This is a genomic window from Methanobrevibacter sp., from assembly GCF_045112895.1.
GTDB lineage: Archaea > Methanobacteriota > Methanobacteria > Methanobacteriales > Methanobacteriaceae > Methanocatella.
Window position 1 is genome coordinate 1 of the sequence record NZ_JBGUIH010000041.1, and the last position, 9,457, is coordinate 9,457.

The 9,457-nt window shown below is 34.8% G+C and carries 10 protein-coding genes and 1 pseudogene; 9 read left to right on the forward strand and 2 right to left on the reverse strand.

Annotated elements, in window-relative coordinates:
- Both ACJMLD_RS07530 and ACJMLD_RS07535 read left to right on the forward strand, forming a co-directional pair.
- Positions 1-708: pseudogene (locus ACJMLD_RS07530) on the forward strand (molybdopterin oxidoreductase family protein); the annotation flags it as partial.
- Between the two features lie 113 nt (positions 709-821).
- A complete protein-coding gene (locus ACJMLD_RS07535) occupies positions 822-2,027 on the forward strand; it encodes a Coenzyme F420 hydrogenase/dehydrogenase, beta subunit C-terminal domain (protein ID WP_405270070.1) in 1,206 nt (401 codons plus the stop codon).
- Positions 2,028-2,118: 91 nt separating this feature from the next.
- Here the strand turns inward: ACJMLD_RS07535 and moaA are convergent, their stop codons facing one another.
- Both moaA and mobB read right to left on the reverse strand, forming a co-directional pair.
- Positions 2,119-3,048, reverse strand: a complete 930-nt coding sequence (moaA, locus tag ACJMLD_RS07540; protein WP_405270073.1) for a GTP 3',8-cyclase MoaA — start codon at positions 3,046-3,048, stop codon at positions 2,119-2,121.
- 4 nt (positions 3,049-3,052) lie between these two features.
- On the reverse strand, positions 3,053-4,093 hold the full coding sequence (mobB, locus tag ACJMLD_RS07545; RefSeq protein ID WP_405270076.1) for a molybdopterin-guanine dinucleotide biosynthesis protein B: 1,041 nt from the start codon (positions 4,091-4,093) through the stop codon (positions 3,053-3,055).
- 528 nt (positions 4,094-4,621) lie between these two features.
- Between mobB and ACJMLD_RS07550 the strand changes: the two genes are divergently transcribed.
- The 7 genes from ACJMLD_RS07550 to ACJMLD_RS07580 all read left to right on the forward strand — a co-directional run.
- The gene (locus tag ACJMLD_RS07550; protein ID WP_405270078.1) at positions 4,622-4,813 is read left to right on the forward strand and encodes a 4Fe-4S binding protein; all 192 of its coding nucleotides are present in this window, start codon (positions 4,622-4,624) and stop codon (positions 4,811-4,813) included.
- Between the two features lie 13 nt (positions 4,814-4,826).
- Positions 4,827-5,840 (forward strand): tungsten-dependent formylmethanofuran dehydrogenase subunit FwdF, encoded by a 1,014-nt coding sequence (fwdF, locus tag ACJMLD_RS07555; RefSeq protein WP_405270081.1) that lies wholly within the window; start codon positions 4,827-4,829, stop codon positions 5,838-5,840.
- A gap of 421 nt (positions 5,841-6,261) precedes the next feature.
- On the forward strand, positions 6,262-6,732 hold the full coding sequence (locus ACJMLD_RS07560; protein WP_405270084.1) for a 4Fe-4S binding protein: 471 nt from the start codon (positions 6,262-6,264) through the stop codon (positions 6,730-6,732).
- Positions 6,725-7,822: a tungsten-dependent formylmethanofuran dehydrogenase subunit FwdF gene (gene fwdF / locus ACJMLD_RS07565; protein WP_405270087.1), complete on the forward strand. Its 1,098-nt coding sequence runs from the start codon at positions 6,725-6,727 to the stop codon at positions 7,820-7,822. Before ACJMLD_RS07560 ends, fwdF (ACJMLD_RS07565) begins: the two co-directional genes overlap by 8 nt.
- Positions 7,823-7,830: 8 nt before the next feature.
- Positions 7,831-8,061 (forward strand): ferredoxin family protein, encoded by a 231-nt coding sequence (locus tag ACJMLD_RS07570; protein ID WP_405270090.1) that lies wholly within the window; start codon positions 7,831-7,833, stop codon positions 8,059-8,061.
- A 12-nt stretch (positions 8,062-8,073) separates the two neighbouring features.
- The gene (locus ACJMLD_RS07575) at positions 8,074-8,643 is read left to right on the forward strand and encodes a molybdopterin dinucleotide binding domain-containing protein (protein WP_067040048.1); all 570 of its coding nucleotides are present in this window, start codon (positions 8,074-8,076) and stop codon (positions 8,641-8,643) included.
- On the forward strand, positions 8,633-9,457 hold an 825-nt coding region (locus tag ACJMLD_RS07580), incomplete at its 3' end, for a formylmethanofuran dehydrogenase subunit B (protein ID WP_405270094.1). The genes ACJMLD_RS07575 and ACJMLD_RS07580, both read left to right, overlap by 11 nt.

The window sequence follows — 9,457 nt, forward strand, 5'->3', positions numbered from 1 at the left end:
TTCACCAGTGGTGAAAGAAGAGTACAATGCTTACACAAAGCACAAGAACCTCCTGAAGGCGCATGGTTAGATTGGAAAATCATGGAAGAAATCGCTGTCAGAATGGGCGTACCAAGACCATTATTCCACTACGAATCTGCTGAAGAAATCTTTGAAGAAATCAGAGAATGTGCTCCTATCATGGCAGGTATGAACCGTGAAAGATTAGACACTCCTGAAGCACTTCACTGGCCTTGTCCTTCCGAAGACGACCCATGTCAACCATTAATGCACAAAGAAAAATTCGCACACCCTGATGGTTTAGGTGTCTTCCAAGCATTAGAACACAAAGGTCCTGTTGAAACTGTAGACGACGAATACCCATTATTATTAACTACTACAAGAATATTGTTCCACTATCACGCTGCAATGACCAGAAGATGTGAAACTTTAAGTAACGAAGTTAAAACCGGATTCATCGAAATCAACACTAAGGATGCTGAAGCAAGAGGAATTCTCAATAATGAAGTTGTAAGAGCTTTCTCAAGAAGAGGAGAAATTGCAATTCCTGCTCGTGTAACTGATAACATCAGAGAAGGTATTGTAAACATCCCAATGCACTTTGTAGAATGTGCTGCAAATGTATTAACCAACTCCGATTCCTTCGACCCTAAATCTAAAATGGTTGAATTAAAAGCTTGTGCTATTCAAGTAGAAAAACTCCCTGAAGTTGTTGAAATGAAAGGTGAAGTCTACAAAGAAGGTACTGATACTGAAATCAAAGCTGAAAACATGGCAACTACCACCATTAAAGTAGGTAAATAAATGAGGAGTAGATTTAAATGAGCGCAAAAATTAACGATATGTACTACGCATACTCTGCTATCGAAGACATCAAAGAAAAAGGTGAATACGGTGGAGTAGTAACTACTATCATGAAATACTTATTAGAAGAAGGTATCGTTGACGGTGTTGTAGGTGTAACCGAAGGTCACGATATTTATGATGGTGTTCCAACCCTTGTAACTGACCCTGCTGATGTAATCAAAACTGCAGGTTCCATTCACTGTGGTACTTTAAACATTGCTAAATTCGTATCCAAATACTTAGATGGCGCAAGATACATGAAACTCGCTGTTGCATGTAAACCTTGTGATGCAATGACCATCAGAGAATTAATGAAAAAAGGAAAAATCATCGAAGAAAACGTCATTATGATCGGTGTTAACTGTGGTGGAACTATGTCACCTGTTCCAACCATGAACATGATTAGAGATGTATACGAATTAGATCCTAAGGATGTTATCAAAGAAGAAATTTCCAAAGGAAAACTCATCATGGAAACCGCTGAAGGGGAAAAAGGTTTCAAAATTGATGAATTAGAAGAACAAGGTATGGGAAGAAGAGAAAACTGTCAAAGATGTAATCTCAAAATACCATCCAACGCTGACTTAGCTTTAGGTAACTGGGGAGTTATTGGTCCTTTAGCAGGAAAAGCTACTTTTGTTGAAGTATTCTCAGATAAAGGTGCAGAAATATTAGACAAAGTTATTGAAGCTGGTTTAATTGCTACCGAAGAACCTATCGAAAAAGGTATCAAAATCAGAGAAAACATTAACAACTTCATGTTAAAAGAATCTCAAGCTAAAAAAGAAGTTGATTACGCAGGCACTACTGGAGACATCATCGATGTATTCTACCAATACGAAGACGAATTCTCCAAATGTATGAAATGTTACGGCTGTCGTGAAGCATGTCCATTATGTTTCTGTGAAGACTGCTGTCTCGAAGCTGAAGGTCCTGAATGGGTACCTGGTGGATACACTCCTGCTGCTCCATTCTTCCACTTAACTCGTATGGTGCACATGGTTGACGCATGTACTAACTGCGGTCAATGTTCCGACGTATGTCCATGTGAAATCCCTGTAGCTAAAGTATGGAGTACCGTAAACAACAAAGTAAGAGAAATCTACGGATACATCCCTGGTATGGTCAATGATGACCCACTTCCATTCACTGATCACGTATCCAAAGCTAAATGGTTATAATAAGATTTTCTTATTATACACCTTTTTCTTTTTTTTTAAAATAATTTAATTTAATAAAAACAGCTATTTTTTATAAATATAAAAAAAGAGATTAAGAGTTGAACGGTTCACGCTTGTTGATGCCGTTGATGAAAATTTCTTCTAGCTCTTCTTCACTTTCACCAGCCCTGACATGTGAAATCAATTCTACAAGATTATCGTTTCTAAGAAGGCAAGGCTTGATTTTTCCATCTGGTGTTATCCTTAATCTGGAGCAATTTGCACAAAATGTAGAGTTATCAACCGGCCTGACTATCTCGATTTCTCCACCGTCTATGTAATATTTCTTACGTCCCTGCATAAATTTGCGTTCTCGCACATCATCAGCTATATCAGCTAATTTATTTTCATAAGAATCCAATGGATAATGGTAATCTGCATTGAATTTGTCATCATCACAATTTTCACTTTCAATCAATTCTATCAACTGAAGAATAATCCCATGCTCTTTGCAGAAATAAAACATGTCTTTCACTTCATGAGTGTTAATGTCCTTCATGATTACCATGTTTATTTTAACAGGGTACAATCCCACTTCAACGGCCTTTAAAATGCCCGCTTTTGCCTTTTCAAGATAGTCCTTGCTTGTTACAAACTTATAGGTGTCGCGATTCAAGGTATCAAGACTAACATTGACCCTGTCAAGGCCCGCACCCTTTAGGTCCTGAGCATACTTTTCAAGCAGCACGCCGTTGGTTGTAAGTGAAATGTCCTTAAAATCAAGGCTTGAAATCTTTTCAACGATTTCCACAATGTCTTTTCGAACTAACGGATCTCCGCCGGAAAGCCTGATTTTTCTGACACCTATTTTTTTAGCTATCTTGCAGATTGTATACAGTTCCTCTGGAGTCATTTCATCTTTTGATGAAACCATGCCGTCGTGATGGCAGTATATGCATCTTTCATTGCATCTGTTTGTTATTGTAATTCTCAGTGAAAGAATCGGCCTTTGAAATTTGTCTCTAACCACATTTTCGAGCATATTATCATTCTTCCACATTAATTTTTATTTCATGAATTTCCTCATCTTCAAGTTCTAAGGAATTGATTATCGAATAGATTGTTTCTTTAAGGATTCCTTGAGTGAATTCATTAATTTCAACATCATTGCCATTGGTTTTTAGGGTTATATTTGATTCATTTAAGTTTTCATTGTGGATGCCTGTAATTTCAACATCTATTTTTTTAACATTGCCTTCAGTTTTAATAGAGTTGACCATTGCCTTAATAGAGTTTGACACGATATTGGTTGTAAATTCATTTATTTCAAGATTTTTATTGTTAATTAGGATAGTACAATTGGCATCAATCGGATTTTGGGGAGTTTTTTTGTTAGGAACCATAAGTTCAATTTTTCCAATATCCTTAACATCATAGTCTTCGAGGTTTAGTGTGTTAATGACCCCAATTACATTTTGTTTTAAATAATCACTTACAAATCTATTAAGGCCCACTACATTGTCATCAATGGATAAGTAGCTATAAACTTCATCTAAATCATCAATAGTCAAGGTTCCTTGACGAATTTCTTTAGCAATCGCTTCGCCATTGTTAAATCCACAATTATTTGCAAATAATGTGTCGACAATATCATGCCCTCTTTTTTCAATCAGGTCTACTAGTTCGCTGATGCCTTCTTCATCAATTGTAAATGAATCTACCTCTTTAATTGTATATTCATCTCTTACATTGGGGGAAGTTATTACTTTTGGATAGTTGTAGCTTTTATATCCTTCAATTATGACAAAATCAAATTCATCAAAATGTTTTATTAAAAATAATATCCTATTCAAATCCATTTCTTTGCGGGCATTAAAAAAAGTGGTTGATCCTACGCCCACTACCAGATTGGCTCCAGCCTGTTTGTGTTTCCAGGTATCTGTATTTTCTTTATCCATTTCAATGGAGTGGTGTGAATGTTTTATTGAGGCTACATTATAGCCTCTTCTTGTTAACTCTTCAATAACTTTCACTGTTAGTGAAGTTTTTCCCGTATTTTTTTTCCCGACAATAGATACTATTTTCATTAAAAATCCCCCTTGTATAATTATATGTTTTTTTTATTAATTAATCGTTTCTAAGCGAATGTGTGGTTACTACACATTCCTTTAAAAATCAACTTTTTTGATTTATATATGTAGTGAGTCCACTTTATATGATAATGTAATAATTTTTTTACATTTTGTGTAGTTACTACACATAAAATTTCATTTATATCTTTCTTTAAAACGACTTAATTTTGAATTCAACTAAAATTATAATGAGATTCTTCAATAAGTTAAGCGTAAGAATTATTTTAGTTGTATCCATTAAATTATATTTCTAAATTATTTTTTAAAATAATTAAAATTATTAATAAGTATAAATAATATTTTAAACTTATCTATTTATCTTTAAATTAATCATATAACCGAATTAGGCATACCTAAAGTCAAATATTTGTCCATTTTTAAAAATTTTGAGAATAAAGTCAATATGCTTATATACTCATTTCGATAAAATTGAAATTATAACATTAAAATTAATTTATTTTATGTTATTTCGGAGGTAGTTATATGGCAGTAAAAATTGATGCTGATAAATGTGGACACATCGATAATTGTCCAGTACAAGGATTATGTATAAAACTTTGTGAACAAGGTGCAATCATTGAAGAGGATGGCGATGTAAAAATCGTCCCTGAAAACTGTGATGATTGTGATCTTTGTATCCAAAATTGTCCAAACCAAGCTATTTCCAAAGCTTAAGTGAGGTAATTTTATGTTTAACATCGAAAGAATCGGTGAAGAAAACCGTAAATTATCATACGCTGACAAAAAATGTGTAGGTTGTGGAATCTGCACTGATGTATGCCCAACATCTTCCTTAAGATTAGGGCCTCTCGTGCCGATTGCACGTGGTTTAATTGAAATGGACCTTATTTCCGTAAACCAAGATTCCTGTGTATTTTGCGGATTATGTTCCGTAGCTTGTCCATTTGATGCTTTGGAATTAACAATTGATGGTGAACCAATTAAAGAAATGGATAATTATCCGGTATGGGAAACTGAATCAAAAGTTGATGATGAAGAATGTATTTATTGTGGTAGATGTTATGATGTTTGTCCAAGAGATTCAATTATTTTCGAAAGACAACTTCCAAATGCTGCAGATTTAGTTAGAGGAGAAATCACTATTGATAAAGATCAATGTATTTACTGTTCTTTCTGTGCGGACATGTGTCCTGCTGGAGCAATTACAATTACAAATGTCCCTACATCAACTGTTGATAAATTGAATAACTCAATTGAAGTAGACCTTTCTAAATGTATTTTCTGTGGTGTATGTAAAAGAGTATGTCCTGAAAAGGCAATTAGACAAGTCTGTTCAACTTGTATGTATTCAGAAGAAATTGAAATTCCAGAAGTCACTGGTCAAACTTTAATTTTAGAAGATTCTTGTGTAAATTGTTCATGGTGTTCTGAAATTTGTCCTAAAGATGCTGTTACAATAGTTAAACCATTTGAAGGTACTTTGGAATTATCTGAAAATGAAGCAGAAGAAAAAATCTGCAAAGGCGATTCATGCCATGCATGTCAAGACGTATGTCCATGTAATGCGGTCTCCATTGTAGATGGAAAAGCAACTACTGATTTGACATTCTGTAACTTATGTGGAGCTTGTATCACAGCATGTCCACAAAACATTAGAGTTTTATCCAGAACCGATATGAAATTAACCAACATTAATTCAGAATCCTGGAATGAAATTTTAAACACATTAATTGGAAAATAAATGAGTTCATCTCATTATTTCCATTTTTTTATTCGATTTTTTATTTGTTTCAATGGTTACAAACAATTATGTGTAGTAACTACACATTAATTTTGGCTATCCTAAAAAATACTCATTTTCAGTAATTTTTTTGCATTTTTTAATATTTTTTTTATAAAAATTATTACATTTTTTGCATTTTCATCCGATATGAACATATAATTATATCGATAAATTTTATTTAATTTTAAAATAAATAATCATGAAGTATTAATTTAATTATTAAATAATATTTATCTTTTATTTTTATGAAATATACTCTAATATTCTTTATTTGTCTTTTTTTATGTGTAGTAACTACACAGTAATATATAAGGTTTGTGTCTTGCTTCTAGTAGACAAGTATTTTATTAGTATTATAATATAAATATAATCATTACACATGGTGATTTATATGCCAAAACATATTGCCTCTGGTTTGAAATATTTGGCTGCGGTCAAATTGAAGGACATGGGGAAAACTCATCAGGAAATCGCTAAGGAGTTATCGGTCGATAGATCAACTATCTCCCATTACTTGAATGGAAGTAACTTATCTTGGAATTCGATTGAAGTTGCAAGAACTATCACCGAACTGAGTCCAAGGGATTTCATGATTATGGTTTTTGCTGTTCTTGATGAACCAGAAAAGAGTCGTAAAATTGTGAATATTTGCAGAGAAAGAGATTTCGAAGCAATTGTTGAAGATTCTTGTATTGGTTGCGGTTTATGTGTAAATGCATGTACAATGAAGGCTATTAAGTTAGAATCATTGAAAGCACATGCAGACTCCATACAATGTTGTGGTTGTCAGCTTTGTGAAGATGAATGCCCAACTAATTCGATAAAAATTTTGGAGATTGAATATGATTAGAAATTTAAAAGAGGTTAAAGACAATAACTTTGACATCACAAGGTCTGCAGAGGAAGTCAGAAACTTGTCCTTCAATGACCAATCCTGTTTAGGTTGTGGGATTTGTGAATCTACTTGTCCTGTCGAAGCAATTACATTAAATGCGATTGCTGTTGATGCTCGTCACAGAGTTATTAACGATGTCTATTTCAGTGGACATGAAAAGATTGCCCAAAACACCAAAGAAGACTTTGATGTTCAAAGAATAAGCATTGACGAAAGTAAATGTGTATTATGTGGTATGTGCAGCGGATTATGTCCTGTTGATGCATTAGTATTAACCATTGATGATGTACCTATCAGTGAAATTGAAGCATATCCTCATTATAACGCTTTCTCAGAAATTGATGATGAAGAATGTATCTACTGTAAAAGATGTGAAGTCGCATGTCCTCGTGATGCAATCGTCATTGAAAGAATATTGCCAAATCGTGTTGATTTAGTAACTGGTGAAATTGAAGTAAATGAAGATGATTGTATTTACTGTGGTATCTGTCAAGAATTATGTCCTGCAGAAGCAATTGTTGTTGATCAGGAAACCGGAGCAGAATCCATTGTCATTGATACAGACAAATGTGTATACTGTTTAGTATGTAAAAAATCTTGTCCTGTTAATGCAATCAAAGCACTTTGTAGAGCTTGTTCTTACGGAGAATATGATTTAGATCCTGCAAATGCTGTTGTAACTGGAAACTCCATCATAGATTCAGATTTATGTGTATACTGTGGATGGTGTGAAGGTGTATGTCCTACCGATGCAGCAAAAGTCAAAAAACCATTTGAAGGCAGTATTGTAGTAGACGATGATAAATGTCAAGCTTGTGGTGCTTGTGTAGATATCTGTCAATGTAATGCTTTAGCGTTCCCAGTATCTTCAGGCCCAGGTTCAAGAATGGAACATGTCATTGCTTATGACGACTACTGTGTACGTTGTAAAGCATGTGCAAAAGCATGTCCTAACGGAGCTATTACCGTAACAAGAACTGAAGTTGACCACACTCCTATTAGCTCAACTACTTGGAAAGAAGCTTTAGATGCTATTAAAGACTAGGTGATTGGATGGAACTTAAAGTTAATCAAGATAATTGTTTAGGATGCGGGATTTGTGTAATTGCATGTCCTGTTAACGCAGCTATCAGTCCTGAAAACGCTGGTGGTAGTGGTGCAAAGACTGAAGAAGTTATTATGATGGTTGAAAACGGATTTATCAAACTCTTTAGTCCGGAAAAATGTGAAGAATGTGGAACATGTCAAATGTTCTGCCCAGTAAATGCTATATGGTTAGAATAGGGGGATTTCAATATGCATTATGCTAATACTTATTTAGAAAAACCTGTAGTGCCTGATGTAAAAATCACTGGTGAAGGAACAACCGATGTTTTAAAATGTATGTTAAACACCGGGTCTGACATTTACCAAGGTGCTTGTAAGAAAAGAGGATCCACTTTAAAAGAAGAATACAAAAACGCTTCCGGTACTTGTTACATGGATCCAAGGGATATGGCAAAATTAGGTGTAAACAACTGGGATACCGTACTTGTCAAAACCGATTTCGGTGAAGTTGTAGTAAACTGTGCCGTATCAAGGGATGCACCTCACGAAGGTACTGTATTTATTTGTAAAGGTCCATGGGCTAACACTATCGTAAGTCACGATACTTACTGCTGCTCTGACCCTACTTACAAAGGAATTAGATGTACTGTCGAAAAAACCGACAGAAAAGTTTTACTCATGGCTGACTTAATGAGATGGGTATACAAAAAATACGTCGATGAAGAAGATGACGATGTTGTTGAAAACATGGAATCTTTAGGTGAATTACCTGTTTATCACGGACGTAAATGGGAGGAGTTGATTGATCATGACTTATGAACCACCTGTAACTGATTATGATTACATTGTTGAAAATTGTACCTGTGCATTTTGTGGTTGTAACTGTGACGACTTAGACTACTTAGTTAAAAACGGTCACGTCGTTGCTGTAAGACACGCATGCAGATTAGGAGCAAGTAAAATCATGGAAGATATGGACCAAAGATTAATTGTTCCTATGATTAGGGATGAAAACGGAGAACTCAAAGAAGTAGACTGGGATACCGCTTTAGACAAAGCTGCTGAATACATCGCTAATTCCATCAGACCTGTATTCTACGGTTGGTCTGAAACCTCTACTGAATGTATGAAAGAAGGAGTAGCATTAGGTGAATACATCGGTGCTGTATTAGACAACCAAGCTACTATCTGTCACGGTCCTTCTCTCCAAGCTGTGCAAAACGCAGGTTACCCTATTCAAACTTTAGGGGAAGTTCAAAACAGAGCTGACATGATTGTCTACTCTGGAAGTAACGCTATGAACTCTCACCCAAGACACTTAGCAAGATATGCTGCATTCTGTCGTGGATACTTCAGACAAAGAGGAAGATTCGACAGAACTGTTGTTACTATGGATCCAAAATTCTCCGATACTGCAAAATGTTCCGACAAATGGATTGGATTCGAACAAAACGGAGACTACGGTTTCTACAATGCTATTAGGGCTGTTCTCAGAGGAAAAGAATTATACCAAGACGTAATTTCTGGAATTCCTAAAGAAGACATTTATGAATTAGCAGAAGAAATGAAAAACGCTGAATTCGGTGTTCTCTTCTTCGGTTTAGGTTTAACCCACACTTTATCAAAACAAAGA